Annotated in this window: 24 protein-coding genes; 12 read left to right on the top strand and 12 right to left on the bottom strand. The window is 66.5% G+C overall.

What is annotated here, in order from left to right:
• Nucleotides 1–57: 57 nt before the first annotated feature.
• Nucleotides 58–522, bottom strand: coding sequence for an aminoacyl-tRNA deacylase (locus EA796_RS13955; protein ID WP_021445651.1), 465 nt, complete (start codon nt 520–522; stop codon nt 58–60).
• 163 nt (nt 523–685) lie between these two features.
• Between EA796_RS13955 and EA796_RS13950 the strand changes: the two genes are divergently transcribed.
• Together EA796_RS13950 and EA796_RS13945 are read left to right on the top strand one after the other, a co-directional pair.
• Nucleotides 686–2,059, top strand: coding sequence for an MATE family efflux transporter (locus tag EA796_RS13950; RefSeq protein WP_122109022.1), 1,374 nt, complete (start codon nt 686–688; stop codon nt 2,057–2,059).
• Between the two features lie 117 nt (nt 2,060–2,176).
• Complete coding sequence (locus EA796_RS13945) at nt 2,177–2,632, top strand: DUF2214 family protein (RefSeq protein ID WP_122109021.1); 456 nt, start codon at nt 2,177–2,179, stop codon at nt 2,630–2,632.
• Between the two features lie 120 nt (nt 2,633–2,752).
• On the opposite strand, the gene hisC is transcribed toward EA796_RS13945, so the two are convergent.
• The 10 genes from hisC to EA796_RS13895 form a co-directional block, all read right to left on the bottom strand.
• Nucleotides 2,753–3,805, bottom strand: a complete 1,053-nt coding sequence (hisC, locus tag EA796_RS13940; protein WP_122109020.1) for a histidinol-phosphate transaminase — start codon at nt 3,803–3,805, stop codon at nt 2,753–2,755.
• 66 nt (nt 3,806–3,871) lie between these two features.
• A complete protein-coding gene (gene hisD, locus EA796_RS13935; protein WP_122109019.1) occupies nt 3,872–5,182 on the bottom strand; it encodes a histidinol dehydrogenase in 1,311 nt (436 codons plus the stop codon).
• Between the two features lie 103 nt (nt 5,183–5,285).
• Nucleotides 5,286–5,921, bottom strand: coding sequence for an ATP phosphoribosyltransferase (gene hisG / locus EA796_RS13930; RefSeq protein ID WP_021445567.1), 636 nt, complete (start codon nt 5,919–5,921; stop codon nt 5,286–5,288).
• A 69-nt stretch (nt 5,922–5,990) separates the two neighbouring features.
• Nucleotides 5,991–7,256 carry a UDP-N-acetylglucosamine 1-carboxyvinyltransferase gene (gene murA / locus EA796_RS13925; protein WP_021445568.1) on the bottom strand — a complete coding sequence of 422 codons (1,266 nt, stop codon included), beginning with the start codon at nt 7,254–7,256 and terminating at the stop codon, nt 5,991–5,993.
• A 22-nt stretch (nt 7,257–7,278) separates the two neighbouring features.
• Nucleotides 7,279–7,518, bottom strand: a complete 240-nt coding sequence (locus tag EA796_RS13920; RefSeq protein ID WP_003459267.1) for a BolA family protein — start codon at nt 7,516–7,518, stop codon at nt 7,279–7,281.
• A 146-nt stretch (nt 7,519–7,664) separates the two neighbouring features.
• A complete protein-coding gene (locus EA796_RS13915) occupies nt 7,665–7,988 on the bottom strand; it encodes a lipid asymmetry maintenance protein MlaB (protein ID WP_021445569.1) in 324 nt (107 codons plus the stop codon).
• Nucleotides 7,985–8,617, bottom strand: a complete 633-nt coding sequence (locus EA796_RS13910) for a phospholipid-binding protein MlaC (RefSeq protein ID WP_122109018.1) — start codon at nt 8,615–8,617, stop codon at nt 7,985–7,987. The genes EA796_RS13915 and EA796_RS13910 overlap by 4 nt, the downstream gene beginning before the upstream one ends.
• A 14-nt stretch (nt 8,618–8,631) precedes the next feature.
• Complete coding sequence (mlaD, locus tag EA796_RS13905; RefSeq protein ID WP_021445571.1) at nt 8,632–9,102, bottom strand: outer membrane lipid asymmetry maintenance protein MlaD; 471 nt, start codon at nt 9,100–9,102, stop codon at nt 8,632–8,634.
• Nucleotides 9,102–9,899, bottom strand: a complete 798-nt coding sequence (mlaE, locus tag EA796_RS13900) for a lipid asymmetry maintenance ABC transporter permease subunit MlaE (protein ID WP_021445572.1) — start codon at nt 9,897–9,899, stop codon at nt 9,102–9,104. The genes mlaD and mlaE overlap by 1 nt, the downstream gene beginning before the upstream one ends.
• Complete coding sequence (locus EA796_RS13895) at nt 9,899–10,708, bottom strand: ABC transporter ATP-binding protein (protein ID WP_122109017.1); 810 nt, start codon at nt 10,706–10,708, stop codon at nt 9,899–9,901. Before EA796_RS13895 ends, mlaE begins: the two co-directional genes overlap by 1 nt.
• 244 nt (nt 10,709–10,952) lie before the next feature.
• Here EA796_RS13895 and EA796_RS13890 point away from each other — a divergent pair, with 244 nt between their 5' ends.
• The 10 genes from EA796_RS13890 to EA796_RS13845 all read left to right on the top strand — a co-directional run bounded on the left by EA796_RS13890 (nt 10,953) and on the right by EA796_RS13845 (nt 17,942).
• Entirely contained in the window at nt 10,953–11,927 is a 975-nt protein-coding gene (locus EA796_RS13890; RefSeq protein WP_021445574.1) for a KpsF/GutQ family sugar-phosphate isomerase, read from the top strand.
• Nucleotides 11,927–12,448, top strand: a complete 522-nt coding sequence (locus EA796_RS13885) for an HAD family hydrolase (RefSeq protein ID WP_122109016.1) — start codon at nt 11,927–11,929, stop codon at nt 12,446–12,448. The genes EA796_RS13890 and EA796_RS13885 overlap by 1 nt, the downstream gene beginning before the upstream one ends.
• A gap of 8 nt (nt 12,449–12,456) precedes the next feature.
• Nucleotides 12,457–13,023 carry an LPS export ABC transporter periplasmic protein LptC gene (gene lptC / locus EA796_RS13880; RefSeq protein ID WP_122109015.1) on the top strand — a complete coding sequence of 189 codons (567 nt, stop codon included), beginning with the start codon at nt 12,457–12,459 and terminating at the stop codon, nt 13,021–13,023.
• Complete coding sequence (gene lptA, locus EA796_RS13875; RefSeq protein WP_122109014.1) at nt 13,010–13,555, top strand: lipopolysaccharide transport periplasmic protein LptA; 546 nt, start codon at nt 13,010–13,012, stop codon at nt 13,553–13,555. Before lptC ends, lptA begins: the two co-directional genes overlap by 14 nt.
• The gene (gene lptB / locus EA796_RS13870; RefSeq protein ID WP_021445578.1) at nt 13,555–14,280 is read left to right on the top strand and encodes an LPS export ABC transporter ATP-binding protein; all 726 of its coding nucleotides are present in this window, start codon (nt 13,555–13,557) and stop codon (nt 14,278–14,280) included. The genes lptA and lptB overlap by 1 nt, the downstream gene beginning before the upstream one ends.
• A gap of 136 nt (nt 14,281–14,416) precedes the next feature.
• Nucleotides 14,417–15,910 carry an RNA polymerase factor sigma-54 gene (locus EA796_RS13865; protein ID WP_122109013.1) on the top strand — a complete coding sequence of 498 codons (1,494 nt, stop codon included), beginning with the start codon at nt 14,417–14,419 and terminating at the stop codon, nt 15,908–15,910.
• A gap of 99 nt (nt 15,911–16,009) precedes the next feature.
• Entirely contained in the window at nt 16,010–16,318 is a 309-nt protein-coding gene (hpf, locus tag EA796_RS13860) for a ribosome hibernation-promoting factor, HPF/YfiA family (protein WP_003242873.1), read from the top strand.
• 12 nt (nt 16,319–16,330) lie between these two features.
• Nucleotides 16,331–16,795 carry a PTS IIA-like nitrogen regulatory protein PtsN gene (gene ptsN / locus EA796_RS13855; RefSeq protein WP_021445580.1) on the top strand — a complete coding sequence of 155 codons (465 nt, stop codon included), beginning with the start codon at nt 16,331–16,333 and terminating at the stop codon, nt 16,793–16,795.
• Between the two features lie 2 nt (nt 16,796–16,797).
• Entirely contained in the window at nt 16,798–17,655 is an 858-nt protein-coding gene (gene rapZ / locus EA796_RS13850; RefSeq protein ID WP_021445581.1) for an RNase adapter RapZ, read from the top strand.
• Between the two features lie 14 nt (nt 17,656–17,669).
• Nucleotides 17,670–17,942, top strand: a complete 273-nt coding sequence (locus tag EA796_RS13845) for an HPr family phosphocarrier protein (protein ID WP_021445582.1) — start codon at nt 17,670–17,672, stop codon at nt 17,940–17,942.
• A gap of 53 nt (nt 17,943–17,995) precedes the next feature.
• On the opposite strand, the gene pmbA is transcribed toward EA796_RS13845, so the two are convergent.
• Nucleotides 17,996–19,342 (bottom strand): metalloprotease PmbA, encoded by a 1,347-nt coding sequence (pmbA, locus tag EA796_RS13840; protein WP_122109012.1) that lies wholly within the window; start codon nt 19,340–19,342, stop codon nt 17,996–17,998.
• Between the last annotated feature and the right edge of the window lie 82 nt (nt 19,343–19,424).

The following is a 19,424-nucleotide window of genomic DNA, read 5'->3' as shown; positions in this document are numbered from 1 at the left end:
AAGCGCCAAGCCGCGCACAGCCCCTCGCCCCAGCACGACGACGATTTCAGCCGCGGCTCAATGGCACAGCTCGCAGACCTCGGCATTGGGCGCCAGGGTGAAGAAGTCGTCCATCGACATATGCACCAGGTTCTCGTGGTCGCCGGCCTCCAGGTAGACGTCCGCCAGCCGCGCCAGTTGCGGGTCGATCAGCATGTCCAGGCCGTACAGCGCGCCGAGCGCCGGCACCGCGCCGCGCTGGCAGTCCTTGAACAGGCCGACCAGGTTCTGCTCGCCGCTGAGCTGCCAGCGCTGGCTGCCCTTGCGCACCTTGTCCAAATCCAGCTTGCGGTTGGCCGGCAGCACGGCCATCAGGTAGTGGCCGCGGCGGTCGTCGAGGATCACCGGCTTGGCCATGCGCGCGGCAGGAATGTGCGCCTTGCGCGCCGCCTCCAGGCTGGTGGCCGAGGGCTCGTGCTCGATCAGTTTGTAGTCGCAATGCGCCCGCTGCAGATGGCGCTCCAGGGTTTCGGCCATACGCATGATCCACCTCCTCGGTCGCCGCGGCGACGCTTGGTTGACTGGCCCTGGAAAAAGTCTAGCCAGGGCGGCAGGCAGGCGAAGGTGCGGTTGCTGCTATGACCAGACTGCGATAGCAGCAAAGGTACTAACGCCGCCTATAATCGCCGCTTTGCCGGAGCCGCCCATGTCCGCCCTGCTCGACGCCTGGCGCCACGCCCCGACCCAGCGCCGGGTCTGGGCCCTGGCCGCGCCAATGATTCTCTCCAACCTGTCGGTGCCGCTGGTGGCGCTGGTCGACAGCGCCGTGGTCGGTCACCTGCCGCACGCCCACCAGCTGGCGGCGGTGGCGGTGGGCGGCAGCCTCTACACCCTGCTGACCTGGGCCATGGGCTTTCTGCGCATGGGCAGCACCGGCTTCGCCGCCCAGGCCGCCGGCCGCGGCGACGGCGGCGCGCTGCGCCAGGTGCTGCTGCAGGGCCTGCTGCTCGGCGTGCTGCTGGCGCTGCTGCTGGCCGTGCTGGCGATCCCCTTCAGCGGCGCCGCGCTGGGTCTGATGCGGCCATCGGCGGCACTGGACGCGCTGGCCCGCGAGTATTTCCAGATCCGCCTGTTCGGCCTGCCCGCGGCCCTGGCGAGCTACGCCCTGGTCGGCTGGCTGCTGGGTACGCAGAACGCGCGTGGGCCGCTGGCGATTCTGCTCAGCGCCAACCTGCTCAACGTGGCCCTGGACCTGTGGTTCGTGCTCGGCCTGCAGTGGGGCGTGGCCGGCGCGGCCTGGGCCTCGGTGATCGCCGAATGGAGCGCCGCGCTGCTCGGCCTGTGGCTGGCGCGCCGCGCCCTGACCCGCTACCCGGGGCAGCTCGAGCGCGTGGCGCTGCAGCGCTGGAGTAGCTGGCGACCGCTGCTGGCGGTGAACCGCGACATCTTCATCCGCACCCTGGCGCTGCAGCTGGTGTTCTTCCTGATCACCGTGCAGGGCACCCGCCTGGGCGACGCCACGGTGGCGGCCAACGCCCTGCTGCTCAACGGCCTGCTGCTCACCGCCCACGCCCTCGACGGCCTGGCCCATGCGGTCGAGGCGCTGTGCGGCCATGCCCTCGGCGCCCGCGACCGCGCCGCGCTGCGCCGCTCGCTGCTGGTAGCCGGGGCCTGGTCGCTGCTGGCCAGCCTCGGTTTCGCCCTGTTCTTCCTGTTCGGCGGGCACTGGTTCATCGGCCTGCAGACCGATATCGCCGCGGTGCGCGACACCGCACTGCAGTACCTGCCCTACCTGGCGCTGCTGCCGTTGCTGGCGGTATGGAGCTACCTGCTCGACGGCCTGTTTATCGGCGCCACCCGGGCCAAAGAAATGCGCGACGCCATGCTGATCGCCCTGGCGCTGGCCCTGCCGCTGGGCTGGGCGCTGCAGGCGCTGGGCAACCACGGCCTGTGGCTGGCCTTTCTCGCCTTCATGGGGCTGCGAAGCCTGGTGCTGGCTGGCTATGCTTGGCACTTGAGTCGTCGCGACCGCTGGTTCGCCCCACCGCCAGCAGGAGAGACCGCCCCTGCTCAGCGCTGAGCTGCCGCACAACGAAGCCCAGCGCCAACAGGCCCTGCAGCGCACCGACCAGGCGCTGTACCGGGCCAAGCGCGGCGAACTCGCCGCAACCGATCAATAACCCGCAAGGAGCACTCGATGGCCGCCGCACTCGTCGCCTATCTGCACTTTCTGGCGATCTTCGCCCTGTTCGCCCTACTCAGCGTCGAGCATGTGCTGTTCAAGGCGCCGCTGGATCTGCGCCGCGCGCGCAGCCTGATGCTCACCGACCTGGCCTACGGTATCTGCGCCGGCCTGGTGCTGCTCACCGGCCTCGCGCGGGTGCTGTGGTACGGCAAGGGCTGGGCCTACTACCTGCACAACAGCCTGTTCCACGCCAAGGTGGGGCTGTTCATTCTGGTCGGCCTGCTGTCGATCCTGCCTACCGTGGTCTTCCTCAACTGGCGCCCGGCGCTCAAGACCGGCCGGGTGCCGGAACCCAGCGCCCGGCAGATCGTCCTGGTGACCTGGTGCATTCGCCTGGAGTTGTTGCTGCTGTTGCTGCTGCCGCTGCTGGCGGCGCTGCTGGCGCGGGGTTATGGAGTGATCGGCTAGCGAATCGGCGGCCGGCTACCGCCACCCTGGCCGGCGGCGGGGTTTCACCCGCCGCACAGAACCCTGGCCCGGATGCAATCCGGGGCCGAGCGCGGCGTTCCCGAATTGCCCCGGCGGCGCTTACAGCCCTCGCAGGGCGTCGAGCAGCGCCTGGTTCTGCTCCGGCGCGCCGATGCTGATGCGCAGGAACTGGGCGATGCGCTGCTGCTTGAAGTGACGCACTATCACGCCCTGCTCGCGCAGGCCGGCGGCCAGGGTGGCGGCGTCCTTGTCCGGGTGGCGGGCGAAGACGAAGTTGGCGGCCGACGGCAGCACCTCGAAACCCAGGCCCTGCAGCCCGGCGACCACCGCCTCGCGGCTGGCGATCACCTGCTGGCAGGTCTGCTCGAAGTAGGCACGATCCTCGAACGCCGCCGCCGCGCCAGCGATGGCCATGCGATCGAGCGGGTAGGAGTTGAAGCTGTTCTTGATCCGCTCCAGCGCTTCGATCAGCTCCGGGTGGCCGACCGCGATGCCCACGCGCAGCCCGGCCAGCGAGCGCGACTTGGACAGGGTCTGGGTCACCAGCAGGTTCGGGTAGCGATCGACCAGGGCGATGGCCGTCTGGCCGCCGAAGTCGATATAGGCCTCGTCCACCAGCACCACCGAGTCCGGATTGGCCTGCAGCAGCCGCTCGATGGCGTCGAGCGCCAGCAGGCAGCCGGTCGGCGCGTTGGGGTTGGGGAAGATGATGCCGGCATTGGGCCGGGCGTAATCCTCGATGCGGATCTGGAAGGCATCGTCGAGCGGCAGCGCCTCGAACTCGATGCCGTACAGGCCACAGTAGACCGGGTAGAAGCTGTAGGTGACATCCGGGAACAGCAGCGGCTTGCCGTGCTGGAACAGACCGTGGAAGGCGTGCGCCAGCACCTCGTCGGAACCGTTGCCGACGAACACCTGGGCGGTGCTCACGCCGTAGTAGTCGGCGACCGCCTGCTTCAGGCGTTCGCCGTTGGGGTCCGGGTACAGGCGCAGGTTGTCGTTCAGCTCGGCCTGCATCGCCGCGATGGCCTTGGGCGACGGGCCGTAGGGGTTTTCGTTGGTGTTGAGCTTGACCAGCTTGCTCAGCTTGGGCTGCTCGCCCGGCACGTAGGGCACCAGGTCTTTGACGAAGGGGCTCCAGAACTTGCTCATCTGCCCTTCTCTCCTCAAATTCGTTGTGTTTTTGATGGGTATCGCTGCGCTCAACCCATCCTACATTCAGCCTTTGATCCGGTACTCGGCGCTGCGCGCATGGGCGGTCAGCGACTCGCCGCGGGCCAGCACCGAGGCGCTCTTGCCCAGCTCCGAGGCGCCGTCCGGCGAGCAGAAAATGATCGACGAGCGCTTCTGGAAGTCGTACACCCCCAGCGGCGAGGAGAAGCGCGCGGTACCGGAGGTCGGCAGCACGTGGTTGGGGCCGGCGACGTAATCGCCCAGCGCCTCGGCGGTGTAGCGCCCCATGAAGATCGCGCCGGCATGACGAATCTGCGGCAGCCAGGCCTCCGGGTCGGCCACCGACAGCTCCAGGTGCTCGGGGGCGATGCGGTTGGCCACCTCGATGGCCTGGGCCATGTCGGCGACCTGGATCAGCGCGCCGCGACCCTCCAGCGAAGTGCGGATGATCTCGGCGCGCTCCATGCTCGGCAGCAGTTTGGCGATGCTTGCGGCGACGCGGTCGAGGAAGGCGGCGTCCGGGCTGACCAGGATCGACTGGGCATCCTCGTCGTGCTCGGCCTGGGAGAACAGGTCCATGGCGATCCAGTCCGGATCGGTCTGGCCGTCGCACACCACGAGAATTTCCGAGGGCCCGGCGATCATGTCGATGCCGACCTTGCCGAACACGTGGCGCTTGGCGGTGGCCACGTAGATGTTGCCCGGGCCGACGATCTTGTCCACCGGCGGCACGCTCTCGGTGCCATAGGCCAGCGCCGCCACGGCCTGGGCCCCACCGATGGTGAACACGCGGTCGACGCCGGCGATGGCGGCCGCGGCCAGGACGATCTCGTTGATCTCGCCGCGCGGGGTCGGCACCACCATCACCACCTCGGGCACGCCGGCGACCTTGGCCGGGATGGCGTTCATCAATACCGAGGATGGATAGGAAGCCTTGCCGCCCGGCACGTACAGGCCGGCACGATCCAGCGGGGTGACCTTCTGCCCCAGCACGGTGCCGTCGGCCTCGCTGTAGCGCCAGGAATCCTGTTTCTGCCGCTCGTGGTAGCTGCGCACGCGCTCGGCCGCGACTTCCAGCGCCTGGCGCTGTGCGGGGGAAATACGTTCGAGGGCCAGTTCCAGGCGCTCGCGCGGCAGGATCAGGTCGGCCATGCTGGCGACCTCCAGACCATCGAAACGCTGGGTGTATTCGACCAGCGCGGCATCGCCCCGCTCGCGCACGGCCTGGATGATCTCCAGCACGCGCTGGTTGACGCCATCGTCGGACACACTCTCCCAGCTCAGCAGATGATCCAGGTGTCGGGCGAAGTCCTGGTCAGCGGCGTTGAGTCGGCGAACAGCAATGGGAGCGGTCATGGCAAAGCCTCGTGTAATGGCAAATCTCAGGCGCCGCTAGAGTAGCAAGCCCACCGTGCGGGCACCTGAGAATTTGGCTATGACACGGATAGGCTGCGGGATGTCAGCTGGTATGTCGCGCCTCGACGGCGCCGCGCAGGGTCTCGATCAGCGCCTGGATACGGGCGTGCTGCATCTTCATCGAGGCCTTGTTGACGATCAGGCGCGAGCTGATGGTGGCGATCAGCTCCTGCGGCTCCAGACCGTTGGCGCGCAGGGTGTTGCCGGTGTCGACCACGTCGATGATCTTGTCGGCCAGGCCCACCAGCGGTGCCAGCTCCATCGAGCCGTACAGCTTGATGATGTCGACCTGACGGCCCTGCTCGGCGTAGTAGCGCTTGGCGACGTTGACGAACTTGGTGGCCACGCGCAGGCGGCCCTTGGGCTCCGGCGCGCCGACCTTGCCCGCGGTCATCAGCTTGCACTGGGCGATCTGCAGGTCCAGCGGCTCGTACAGGCCCTGGCCGCCGTATTCCATCAGCACGTCCTTGCCGGCCACGCCGAGATCCGCGGCGCCGTGCTCTACGTAGGTCGGCACGTCGGTGGCGCGTACGATCAGTAGGCGCACGTCATCCTGAGTGGTGGGGATGATCAGCTTGCGGCTCTTGTCCGGGTTCTCGGTCGGCTCGATGCCCGCGGCCGCCAGCAGCGGCAGGGTGTCGTCGAGGATGCGGCCTTTGGACAGGGCGATGGTCAGCATGGAGCGGTTTCCTTGAACGGCAACGGCCACTCCGACAAGGAGCGGCCATACGGCAGTGGACGCGAGAGCTTAGCCCGGTACGCGGCGAATTTTGGCGCCGAGCAGCTGCAGTTTCTCTTCGATGCACTCGTAGCCACGGTCGATGTGGTAGATGCGGTCGATCAGGGTATCGCCCTCGGCCATCAGCGCCGCCAGCACCAGGCTGGCCGAGGCACGCAGGTCGGTGGCCATGACCGGCGCCCCCTTGAGCTGCTCTACCCCGGTGACGATGGCGGTGTTGCCTTCGACCAGGATATTGGCGCCCATGCGCAGCATCTCGTAGACGTGCATGAAGCGGTTCTCGAACACCGTTTCGATCACCGTGCCGGTCCCCTCGGCCACCGCGTTGAGGGCGATGAACTGCGCCTGCATGTCGGTGGGGAAGGCCGGATAGGGCGCGGTACGCAGGTTGACCGCCTTGGGTCGCTTGCCCTTCATGTCCAGCTCGATCCAGTCCGGACCGGTGCTGATCTCGGCGCCGGCTTCCTGCAGCTTGGCCAGCACGGCCTCCAGCGTCGAGGGATCGGCGTCCTTGACCTTGACCCGGCCGCCGGTGATGGCCGCGGCCACCAGGTAGGTGCCGGTCTCGATGCGGTCGGGCATCACGCTGAAGCGCGCGCCGTGCAGACGCTCGACGCCGTCGATGATGATGGTGTCGGTGCCGGCGCCCTGGATCTTGGCGCCCATGGCGTTCAGGCAGTTGGCCAGGTCGACCACTTCCGGCTCGCGCGCGGCGTTTTCCAGCACGCTGCGGCCCTTGGCCAGGGTCGCTGCCATCATGATGTTCTCGGTGCCGGTAACGCTGACCACGTCGAAGAAGAAGTGCGCGCCGCGCAGGCCGCCTTCCGGCGCCTTGGCCTTGATGTAGCCGCCTTCCACGTCGATCTGCGCGCCCATGGCCTCGAGGCCGCGGATGTGCAGGTCGACCGGGCGCGAACCGATGGCGCAGCCGCCGGGCAGGGCCACCTCGGCCTCGCCGAAGCGGGCCACCATGGGGCCGAGCACCAGGATCGAGGCACGCATGGTCTTGACCAGCTCGTAGGGCGCGACCAGGGTCTTGATCGACCGCGCGTCGACTTCCACCGACAGCTTCTCGTCGATCACCGGCTCGATGCCCATGCGGCCGAACAGCTCGATCATGGTGGTGATGTCGTGCAGGTGCGGCAGGTTGCAGATGGTCACCGGGGCGTCACCCAGCAGGGTCGCCGCGAGGATCGGCAGGGCGGAGTTCTTCGCCCCGGAAATGCGGATTTCGCCATCGAGGCGAGCGCCGCCGGTAATGATCAGTTTGTCCATAGGAGTCTCGTCGCCCGCAGGCTCAGGAACGCGCGGCCCAATCGGCCTGGCTGAAGAATTTCATGGTCACGGCGTGGATGCTGCCATCGGCGATCCAGGCATTGAGATGGGCATAGATCTGCTGCTGGCGTTTGACCGGGCTGAGAGCGGCCAGTTCGTCGCTGATCAGGTTGAGCTGGAAGTTGCAGCCTTCGCCTTCGACTTCCACCTGGGTATTCGGGAGTTTTTCCTCTAGGAGGCTTTTCACTTCTGCAGCCTGCATGCTCGACCTCGATTGACGCATATCGGGCTACCTGCGCCCGCGGGTCGGCCATCATACAAAAAAGCCCCCCGCCTGCGAACCCCGCATGAGGCAGCGCTGACGGAGGGTTTGTGCGCCATTCGGCGCTTGCGCCCCTCGCTGCGCCGTCAGCCGGCGCTGCCCGCGTCCTGCAGCGGCAACAGCTCCAGCAGGCCGCAGACCTGGGCGATCTCGCGCATGTCCGCGGGCAGGCCGCCGATGGCCAGCGTCTTGCCCGCTGCCCGGGCGTCGCGCAGGAAGGCCAGCAGCAGGGCCAGGCCGACGCTGCTGGATTTCTCCACCGTGGCGCAGTCAACCAGCAACTGCGCCGCGCTGCTGGCGGCGATCAGCCGCGCGCCCCGCTCGCGCAGGGCGGGACCGGTGGAATAGTCGAGCACGCCGGCCAGCTGCAGCTGGCCCGGTGCGCGCTCATCGATGCTCGCCTGACTCACGACTCACCCTTGGCTTCGCGCGCCTTGGCCACGGTATCGGCCCAGGTGTCGATGACCTTGTCCAGATCGTTGCGGTTGTTCTGCATGGACTGGGCGAACTGGTCGCGGAACAGCTTGCCGACGTTGATGCCGTTGATGATCACGTTGCGCAGCTTCCAGGTGCCGTCCTGCGCCACCATGGTGTAGGACAGCGGATAGACCACGCCCTTGCCGTCCTTGATCTCCATGTTCACCGCGGCGCGCTGCGGGTCCTGCTGGCCGGCCACCGGCAGCACGCGGATGTCCTGGTTGTTGTATTCGAGCAGGGCGTTGCCATAGAACTGCATCAGGCTGCGCTTGAAGCTCTCCTGGAAGCGCGCCATCTGCTCGGGCGAGGCCTGGCGCGAGTAGCGCACGGTCATCACCCCGCGGGAGATGCCGTCGACGTCCACCACCGGGCCGAGGATGTCGTTGAGTGCCTGGTAGAAGGCCGCCGGATCGCTGCGGTACTGCTCCTTATTGGCCTTGAGATCGGCCAGCAGGGTGTCGGTGGTCTGCTGCACCACCTCGTGGGCGCTGGGCGCGGCCAGTGCCAGCAGCGGCGTGGCGGCGAGCAGCGCGAGCAGGGAATTACGCAAGGTCTTGAGCATGGATCGGCCCCTCATCAATTGGCTTCGTCTTTATTGACCGAATTGAGCAGGAATTTGCCAATCAGGTCTTCCAGCACCAGCGCCGACTGGGTGTCGTGGATGGTGCCGCCGTCTTTCAGCACCGCCTCCTCGCCGCCGACGCTGATGCCGATGTATTTCTCGCCGAGCAGGCCGGCGGTGAGGATCGACGCGGTGGAGTCCTCCGGCAGGTTGTCCACCCGGCCTTCCAGCTCCATGGTCACGCGGCCCAAGTAATTGTCGCGATCCAGGTCGATGGCGGTGACCTTACCGATGGTCACCCCGGCCATGGTCACCTTGGCGCGCACGGTGAGCCCGGCGATGTTGTCGAAATAGGCGTAGACCCTGTAGGTATCGGCCGCGCTGCCGACGCTCAGGCCGCTGACGCGCAGGGCCAGCAGCAGCAGGGCCAGCAGACCGGCCATGAGGAACAGGCCGACACCAATCTCCAGCGTGCGGTTTTGCATCAGAAATCTCCAAACATCAAAGCGGTCAGAATGAAATCCAGGCCGAGCACGGCCAGCGAGGCGTACACCACGGTGCGCGTGGTGGCGCGGCTGATGCCTTCGGACGTGGGCTCGCAGTCATAGCCCTGGAACACGGCGATCCAGGTGACCACGAAGGCGAAGACGATGCTCTTGATCACGCCGTTGAGCACGTCGTCATGAAAGGAAACGCTGTTCTGCATGTTGGCCCAGAACGAGCCTTCGTACACCCCCAGCCAGTCGATGGCGACCATCGCCCCACCCCAGATGCCGACCACGCTGAAGATCATCGCCAGCAGCGGCATGGAGATGAAGCCGGCCCACAGGCGCGGCGCGATGATGTACTTGAGCGGATCGACGCCGATCATCTCCAGGCTCGACAGCTGCTCGGTGGACTTCATGTTGCCGATCTCGGCGGTCAGCGCCGAGCCGGCGCGCCCGGCGAACAGCAACGCGGTGACCACCGGACCGAGCTCGCGCAGCAGGGTCAGGGCGACCATCTGCCCCACCGCCTGCTCGGAACCGTAGTCGACCAGGATGTTGTAACCCTGCAGGGCCAGCACCATGCCGATGAACACGCCGGAGACGACGATGATCGCCAGCGACATCACGCCGACGGCGAACAGCTGCTTGAGCAGCAGCTGAAACGGCTTGCCGGCGACGTTGCGGCCGAGCAAGGCGTGCAGCAGAAACAGCACCGAGCGCCCCAGGGTCGCCACCACATCGATACCCGCACGACCGAACAGGCGCAGCCGTTCGAGCGGAGCAATTCTACGCATCAGTTTTTCCCCAACAGATCGTCGCGATAATCCGGCGCCGGGAAATGGAACGGCACCGGGCCATCCGGAATGCCCTTCATGAACTGGCGGATGCGCGGGTTATCCGACTCCATCAGCTCGGCCGGCGAGCCCTGGCCGAGTACCTGCGCATCACCGACCACATAGATGTAGTCGGCGATGCTCGCGGTTTCCGCCAGGTCGTGCGACACCACCACGCTGGTGATGCCCAGGGCGTCGTTGAGCAGACGGATCAGGCGCACCAGCACGCCCATGGCGATGGGGTCCTGGCCGACGAACGGCTCGTCGTACAGCAGAATCTGCGGGTCCAGGGCAATCGCCCGGGCCAACGCCACGCGCCTTTTCATGCCGCCGGACAGCTCGTCCGGCATCAGCTCGATGGCGCCGCGCAGGCCGACCGCCTGCAGCTTCATCAGCACGATGTCGCGGATCATCTCGTCCGGCAACTGGGTGTGCACGCGCAGCGGGAAGGCCACGTTCTCGAACACGTCGAGGTCGGTGAACAGGGCGCCGCTCTGGAACAGCACGCCCATCTGCTTGCGCATGTCGAACAGCTCGTCGCGCGACAGCTTCGGCAGGCTGACGCCGTTGACCAGCACATCGCCGGCGGACGGCCGCAGCTCGGCGGCGATCAGGCGCAGCAAGGTGGTCTTGCCACAACCGGACGGCCCCATGATGCCGGTGACCTTGCCGCGCGGAATGCGGATATCGACATTGTCGAAGATATCCCGCGAACCGCGCTGAAAACTGACGCCCTGCAACTCGATCGCGTAATCGTGCTCGGCGCTCATCTGAACTCCTTGAAAATCAAGCCTTCCTGGCAGACGCCGCCTCCCGAAGCGGGGACACGCGCCTGCAAGACGAGCCGAAATGGCCGCGGACTATAGCATTTGCCGCCGATGCCGCCCAAGAGCGGCGCCGTCCGGCGTTCAGACTTGCGACAGCATTGGCGTTCGCCAGGCGATCAGGACAGGTGAGCGCGGCGCCCTTTCCCGCTATAATCCCCGTCTTTTTCGTCCGACAGCCTCGCCGAGCATGAACCAGACCCGCGACCTGATAGATTCCGCGCAACGCACCATTCGCCTCGAAATCGAGGCGGTGCAAGAGCTGCTGCCCCGCATCGACGCCAATTTCGTCAAGGCCTGCGAGCTGATCCTGGCCTGCCAGGGCCGCGTGGTAGTGGTCGGCATGGGCAAGTCCGGGCATATCGGCAACAAGATCGCCGCCACCCTGGCCAGCACCGGCACCACGGCGTTCTTCGTCCACCCAGCCGAGGCCAGCCACGGCGACATGGGCATGATCACCCGCGACGACATCGTTCTGGCCCTGTCCAACTCTGGCTCCACCGCCGAGATCGTCACCCTGCTGCCCTTGATCAAGCGCCTCGGCATTCGCCTGATCAGCATGACCGGCAACCCGGACTCGCCGCTGGCCAAGGCCGCCGAAGTCAATCTCGATGCCCGCGTCACCCAGGAGGCCTGCCCGCTGAACCTGGCGCCGACTTCCTCCACCACCGCCAGCCTGGTGCTCGGCGACGCCCTGGCCATCGCCCTGCTGGAAGCGCGCGGCTTCACCGCCGAAGACTTCGCCTTCTCCCATCCCGGCGGCGCCCTCGGCCGGCGCCTGCTGCTCAAGGTGGAAAACGTCATGCACGCGGGCGAGGCCCTGCCGCGGGTGAACCGCGGCACCAGCCTGCGCGACGCCCTGCTGGAAATGACCCAGAAGGGCCTGGGCATGACCGTGGTGCTGGAAGACGACGGCCGCCTGGCCGGCATCTTCACCGACGGCGACCTGCGCCGCACCCTGGACAAGGGCATCGACGTGCGCCAGGCGCTGATCGACGAGGTGATGACCCCGCACGGCAAGACCGCCCGCGCCGAGATGCTCGCCGCCGAGGCGCTGAAGATCATGGAGGACCACAAGATCAACGCCCTGGTGGTAGTCGACGAGCAGGACCAACCGGTCGGCGCGCTGAACATGCACGACCTGCTGCGCGCGGGGGTGATGTGATGAACGACCTGTTGCGCCGCGCCCGCGCGATCAAGCTGGCAATCTTCGACGTCGACGGCGTGCTCACCGATGGCCGCCTGTACTTCCTCGAGGACGGCAGCGAGTTCAAGACCTTCAACACCCTGGACGGCCACGGCATCAAACTGCTGATCGCCTCCGGCGTGCGCACCGCGATCATCAGCGGGCGCAAGACCCCAGTGGTCGAGCGCCGCGCCAACAACCTCGGCATCCAGCACCTGTTCCAGGGCCGCGAGGACAAACTCGTGGTGCTCGACGGCCTGCTCGCCGAACTGGGCCTAAGCTACGAGCAGGTCGCCTACCTGGGCGACGACCTGCCGGATCTTCCGGTGATTCGCCGGGTCGGATTGGGCATGGCCGTGGCCAGCGCCGACGCCTTCGTCCGCCAGCATGCCCATGGCGTGACCCAGGCGCGCGGCGGCGACGGCGCGGCGCGGGAATTCTGCGAACTGATCATGCGTGCCCAGGGCACGCTGGATGCGGCCCAAGCCGCCTACCTGTAGAGCACAGCATGCTGCGTAAAGCCCTCAACTACCTGATCTTCGCCCTGATCGCCGTCGTGGTCGCGGCGCTCGGCTACTGGAACATCGCCCCCGACGGCGACCGCCAGGCCCAGCCGGCAGACAGCGACAACGCCGTGGACTTCTACGTGGTCGGCGCGCGCACCGTGCAGTTCCAGGACGACGGCAAGCTGCACTACCGCATGACCGCGGACAAGCTCGAGCACGTCAAGGCCAGCGACATCACCCTGGTCAGCATGCCCAAGCTCGACCTGTACCGCGGCAGCGAACTGCCGTGGAAGGTCACCAGCCAGCGCGCCGAGGTCTCCCCCGGCGGCGTCGAGGTGGAACTGATCGACGACGTGCGCGTCGCCCGCACCGACGCCAAGGGCCGCCCGACCATCATCACCAGCAGCCGCATGACCGTGATTCCCGACAAGGAATATGCGCAGACCGAGCAAGCCGTTAGAATCGTCGCGGCCAACGGGGTGACCACGGCACAAGGAATGAAAGCGTACTTGAACGACGGCAGGATGCTCCTGCAGTCCAACGTAAGAGGCCAGCATGAGGTTCGTTAACACCCTCCCCCTGATTCTCAGCCTCGGCGCCGCATTGGGAAGCGCGGCGGCCTGGGCCCTGCCGTCCGACCGCGAGCAGCCGATCCGCATCCAGGCCGACAGCGCCGAGCTGGACGACAAGCAGGGCGTGGCGGTCTACCGCGGCTCCGTGATCATCACCCAGGGCACCCTGAAGATCACCGGCGACACCGTGACCATCACCCAGACCGCCAGCGGCGACATCGACGTGTTCACCTCGGTGGGCAAACCGGCCTACTACGAGCAGAAGCCGGCGGCGGACAAGGAAATCGTCAAGGCCTACGGCCTGACCATCCAGTATTTCGCCAGCAACGAACGCATCGTGCTGATCGACCAGGCCAAGGTGATCCAGGAAGGCAACACCTTCGAGGGCGAGAAGATCGTCTACGACACCCAGCGCCAGATCGTCAACGCCGGCCGCGCCACGGGCACCAACGTTAGCGTGCCGCGCCCGCGCATCGACATGATCATCCAGCCGAAGAACAAACCCGCGGACCAGCAGGCACAGCAGTAATGGCCATTCTCAAAGCCCAACACCTGGCCAAGAGCTACAAGGGCCGCCAGGTCGTCCGCGACGTCAGCCTGAGCATCGAGAGCGGGCAGATCGTCGGCCTGCTCGGCCCCAACGGCGCCGGCAAGACCACCTGCTTCTACATGATCGTCGGCCTGGTGCGCGCCGATCAGGGCCGCGTGCGCATCGACGACCTCGACGTCAGCCACCAGCCCATGCACGGCCGCGCCCGCGCCGGGATCGGCTACCTGCCGCAGGAAGCCTCGATCTTCCGCAAGCTGTCGGTGGCCGACAACATCATGGCCATCCTCGAGACGCGCAAGGACCTGGACCGCGCCGGCCGCCAGGCGGAGCTGGAAAACCTGCTGCAGGAATTCCACATCCACCACATCGCCGACAGCCTCGGCATGAGCCTGTCCGGCGGCGAGCGCCGCCGCGTGGAAATCGCCCGCGCCCTGGCCACCAACCCCAAGTTCATCCTGCTCGACGAGCCCTTCGCCGGCGTCGACCCGATCTCGGTGGGCGACATCAAGCAGATCATCCATCACCTCAAGACCAAGGGCATCGGCATCCTGATCACCGATCACAACGTACGCGAGACCCTGGACATCTGCGAAACCGCCTACATCGTCAACGATGGCCAGCTGATCGCCGAGGGCGACGCCGAGACCATCCTCGCCAACCAGACGGTGAAAGAGGTGTACCTGGGCCACGAATTCCGCCTGTAGCTCGCCCGCTATTTCACTACAGAAATATGGCAAGCCCTAGGCAAAGCCGAGAAGTTCAGGCATATAATTTGCTTCCTGGTGGCGCCGCGGCGCCCTGTAGTGGAAGGCGTAACCCGCCGGTGAATTAAGGTCTGCAATGAAACCATCGCTAGTCCTCAAGATGGGCCAGCAGCTGACGATGACCCCGCAGCTGCAACAGGCTATCCGCCTCCTCCAACTGTCGACCCTGGACCTGCAACAGGAAATCCAGGAGGCACTGGAGTCCAACCCCATGCTCGAGCGCCAGGAAGACGGCGACGACTTCGACAACAGCGACCCCATGGCCGACGGCGCGGAAAGCGCCGCGCCCACTCCGAACAAGGAAGACAGCTACCAGGAAACGACCCCCACGGTCGACAACCTGGAAGAGGGCGAATGGGGCGAACGCATCCCCAACGAGCTGCCGGTCGATACCGCCTGGGAAGACGTCTACCAGACCAGCGCCAGCAGCCTGCCGAGCAACGACGACGACGAGTGGGACTTCACCACCCGCACCTCCAATGGTGAAAGTCTGCACAGTCATCTGCTCTGGCAACTGAATCTGGCGCCGATGTCGGACAAGGATCGACTGATCGCCGCCACCCTGATCGACTGCATCAACAACGACGGCTACCTGGAAGAAAGCCTCGAGGAAGTCGCCGAATCCTTCGACCCCGAGCTGGACGTCGAGCTGGACGAGGTGGAAGTGGTGCTGCACCGCATCCAGCAGTTCGAGCCGGCCGGCATTGGCGCCCGCGACCTGCGCGAATGCCTGCTGCTGCAACTGCGCCAGCTGCCCGCCGGCACGCCTTGGCTGAGCGAGACCCAGCGCGTGGTCGGCGACTACCTGGAGCTGCTCGGCAGCCGCGACTACGCCCAGCTGATGCGCCGCAGCAAGCTCAAGGAAGACGAGCTCAAGCAGGTCATCGACCTGATCCAGCGCCTCAACCCGCGCCCGGGTTCGCAGATCGAGTCCAGCGAGCCGGAGTACGTGGTGCCCGACGTCATCGTGCGCAAGCACAACGACCGCTGGCTGGTGGAGCTGAACCAGGAGGCCATGCCGCGCCTGCGGGTCAACCCGCAGTACGCCGGCTTCGTCAAACGCGCCGACTCCAGCGCCGACAACACCTTCATGCGCAACCAGCTGCAGGAAGCGCGCTGGTTCATCAAGAGCCTGCAGAGCCGCAACGAGACGCTGATGAAGGTCGCCACGCAGATCGTCGAGCACCAGCGCGGCTTCCTCGACTACGGCGACGAGGCGATGAAGCCCCTGGTACTGCACGATATCGCCGAGGCGGTGGGCATGCACGAGTCGACCATCTCGCGGGTCACCACGCAGAAATTCATGCACACCCCGCGCGGCATTTACGAGCTGAAATACTTCTTCTCCAGCCACGTCAGCACCGCCGAGGGGGGCGAATGCTCGTCCACCGCGATCCGCGCCATCATCAAAAAACTGGTTGCCGCAGAAAACGCGAAAAAGCCGTTGAGCGACAGCAAGATCGCTGGTTTACTGGAGGCACAAGGCATCCAAGTCGCCCGTCGGACAGTCGCCAAGTACCGCGAATCCCTCGGCATAGCGCCCTCCAGCGAGCGCAAGCGACTGATGTAGGCCAGATCGATTGGAAGCCTCTCGCTTCCAAGCCAAAGTGTTCCGGCGGCGGGTCGCATAGGACCCGCCTCTTACACAAGGCAACAAGGAGAAAGCGGTATGCAAGTCAACATCAGTGGACACCAGCTGGATGTGACCGACGCCCTGCGTGACTATATCGGCGAGAAACTCGGCCGATTGGAACGCCACTTCGACAAGATCACCAACGTTCAGGTGACCATGGAGGTCGAGAAGCTCAAGCAGAAGATCGAAGCTACCCTGCACGTCGCCGGCGGCGAGGTAGTCGCCAACGCCGAACACCAAGACATGTACGCCGCCATCGACCTGTTGGCCGACAAACTCGACCGTCAACTCATCAAGCACAAGGAAAAGCAGCTCGAACGCCTGCAAGGCGCCACGGCCCGCTGACATTCCCCATCCATGATCCGACTTGAAAACATCCTGACCCCCGGCCGTTCCCTGGTGAACGTGCCGGGCGGCAGTAAGAAACGCGTGCTCGAACAGATCGCCAATCTGGTGGCACGCGACCTGCCCGACCTGGATGCCCAGGACATCTTCGAAAGCCTGATCGCCCGCGAGAAGCTCGGCTCCACCGGCTTCGGCAACGGCATCGCCATTCCCCACTGTCGCCTGGCCGGCTGCAGCGCGCCGATCAGCGCGGTGCTGCGCCTGGACACCGCAGTGGACTTCGACGCCATCGACGGCGCCCCGGTCGACCTGCTGTTCGTCCTGCTGGTGCCGGAAGCGGCCACCGACGCCCACCTCGAACTGCTGCGCCAGATCGCGAGCATGCTCGATCGCCAGGACGTCCGCGAACGTCTGCGCCAGGCCCCGGCCAGCGCGGATCTGTACCAGGTGGTCGTGGACATCCAGAACGGTCAATAAGCATGCGCCTGATCATCGTCAGCGGTCGCTCCGGCTCGGGCAAGAGCACCGCCCTCGATGTACTTGAGGACAACGGCTTCTACTGCATCGACAACCTGCCCGCCGGCCTGCTGCCGGATCTGGCCGAACGCGCCCTGCTCAACACCGAGATGCTGCTGCCGCAGGTGGCGGTGTCGATCGACGCGCGCAACCTGCAGAGCCACCTCAAGCGCTTCCCGGAACTGCTCGAACAGGTGCGCCAGCGCAACATCCGCTGCGACATCCTCTACCTCGACGCCGAAGACGAGACCCTGCTCAAGCGCTTCTCGGAAACCCGCAGGCGCCATCCGCTGACCGACGAGAACCGCTCGCTGGCCGAGGCCATCGCCGACGAGAGCCAGGTGCTGGCGCCCATCGTCGACCTGGCCGACCTGAAGATCGACACCACCCACCTCAACCTCTACCAGCTGCGCGACAGCCTCAAGCTGCGCCTGCTGGGCCAGCCTGAGCCGGGCACCGCCTTCCTGATCGAATCCTTCGGTTTCAAGCGCGGCATGCCGGTGGACGCCGACCTGGTGTTCGACGCGCGCTGCCTGCCCAACCCCTACTGGAAGCCGGAACTGCGCGACTTCTCCGGGCTGCAGCAGCCGGTGGTCGACTACCTGGCGGCGCAACCGGAGGTCGAGGAAATGTACCAGGACATCCTCGCCTACCTGGAGAAATGGCTGCCGCGCTTCGCCGCCAGCAACCGTGCCTATGTCACCATCGCCATCGGCTGCACCGGCGGTCATCATCGCTCGGTATACCTGGCCAACCGCCTGAGCCAGGCGCTGAAAAAACCGCTGAAGAACGTCCAGGTGCGTCACCGCGACCTCAGCTAAGGAACTCCGCCGCGATGCCAGCCCGTGAAATCACCATCATCAACAAGCTCGGCCTGCACGCCCGCGCAGCCGCCAAGTTCGTCGGCGTGGCCAGCACCTACCCCTGCCAGGTGCGCATCGGTCGCTCCAGCGACAGCCTGGTGGACGGCAAGAGCATCATGGCGGTGATGATGCTGGCGGCCGGCAAGGGCACCCCGGTGCACCTGCACACCGAGGGCGAGCAGGATCACGAGGCGCTGGACGCGCTGGTCGGCCTGATCGAGAACTACTTCGAGGAAGGCGAGTAACCCCCCAAAAACCACAAGGCCACCCGCGGGTGGCCTTGTCGTTTCGGCCCATCTCATCTGCCGGCGACGGTCATCTTCTCGATCAGCACCGAGCCGGTGCAGATATTGCCGCGCCGTTCCAGGTCGCGGCCGACCGCGACGATCTGGCGGAACATGTCGCGCAGGTTGCCGGCGATGGTCACCTCCTGCACCGGGAACTGGATCTCGCCGTTCTCCACCCAGAAACCGGCGGCGCCGCGCGAATAGTCGCCGGTCACCAGGTTCAGGCCCTGGCCCATCAGCTCGGTGACCAGCAGGCCGCGGCCCATGCGGCGAATCAGCGCCTGCTGGTCCTCCTCGCCATGGCTGACGAACAGGTTGTGCGCGCCGCCGGAGTTGGCCGTGCTCGGCAAGCCCAGCTTGCGTCCGGAATAGGTGCCGAGCACATAGGACACCAGCTCGCCCTTGTCGACGAAGGACTTGGCGTAGGTGGCCAGGCCGTCGCCGTCGAAGGCAGCGCTGCCCAGCGCCCGCGGCAGGTGCGGGCGCTCGTCGAGGCTCAGCCATTCGGGGAACAGGCGCTGGCCCAGCGCACCTTCGAGGAAGGAGGAATGGCGGTACAGGTTGCCGCCGGAGATCGCCGCCAGCAGGTGGCCGAACAGGCCGCCGGCCAGCTCGGCGGCGAACAGCACCGGCACCTCGCAGGTCGGCACCGGGCGCGCGCCGAGGCGGCTCACCGCGCGCAGCGCGGCGCGCCGGCCGATCTCGCCGGCTTCGGCGAGCAGCTCGCCCTGGCGGTTGACGTCGTACCAGTAGTCGCGCTGCATCTGCCCTTCGCCGCCGGCGATCATCACGCAGCTCAGGCTGTGGCGGGTGCTGGCGTAACCGCCGACGAAGCCATGGCTGTTGCCGTAGACGCGGCAGCCCTGGTGGGTGTTGAGGCTGGTGCCGTCGGCGTTGTTGACCCGGGCATCGGCGGCAAAGGCCGCCGCCTCGCAGACCAGCGCCTGCTCCACGGCCTGCTCGGGGCTGATCGACCAGGGATGGTAGAGATCCAGCTCGGGCAGCTCACGGGCCATCAGCGCGGCATCGGCCAGGCCGGCGCATTCGTCCTCGCTGGCGTGCCCGGCAATCGCCAGCGCTGCCGCCACCGTCTCGCGGATCGCCGCGCTGCCGGTGGCCGAGGTGCTCGCCGAGCCCTTGCGCTGGCCGACGTAGAGGGTGATGCCGAAGCCCTGATCGCGATTGAACTCGACGGTTTCCACCTCGCCCTGACGCACCGTGGTGGACAGTCCCTGGCCGGCGGACACCGCCACCTCGCAGGCGCTGGCGCCCTGGCGCTTGGCCTCGGCGAGAATCTCTTCGACCTGCGCCTGCAACTGGGGCAGGGCCTGCGGGCCGATCACCTCTACTTCACTCATAACCACTCCGATTCTCAAAATAAGCTGCAAGCCACAAGCAACAGCCGAGTCCGCTCCCATCTTGCCGCTTGAAGCGTGCGGC

Origin of the sequence: Pseudomonas sp. AOB-7 (genome assembly GCF_003696305.1) — a bacterium.
GTDB lineage: Bacteria > Pseudomonadota > Gammaproteobacteria > Pseudomonadales > Pseudomonadaceae > Aquipseudomonas.
Note: the sequence above shows the minus strand (reverse complement) of the source record. Positions and strands in the feature narration are given on the sequence as shown.